Consider the following 238-nt stretch of genomic DNA (forward strand, 5'->3'; position numbering starts at 1 on the left):
GGATGGATGCCCTCACCATGAAAGCGAACGCCACCAATCAAGCCATCGGTGCGATTGCCTCAGGCGTCGGCACCGTAGCGGGAAGCTATTCGGCCAGACAAACTCAACCCGTAATCAATTCAGGTGTATCAAACTCAAGAAACGGAGTGGCTTACAACTCTCGTACAGGTCAACCAATCCCAAGGGCTCAAATCGTCGGATAACCATGAATCTTCCAAACTACCAATCGCGAGTACAG

Annotated in this window: 1 protein-coding gene; it reads left to right on the forward strand. The window is 51.3% G+C overall.

All coding sequences use genetic code 11. From position 1 onward, the window contains the following. Window positions 1–203: hypothetical protein (locus tag Q4563_RS22495; RefSeq protein ID WP_303606127.1), on the forward strand; the 203-nt coding region annotated here is incomplete at its 5' end. Window positions 204–238: the final 35 nt, after the last annotated feature.

Source organism: Gilvimarinus sp. 1_MG-2023, assembly GCF_030548285.1.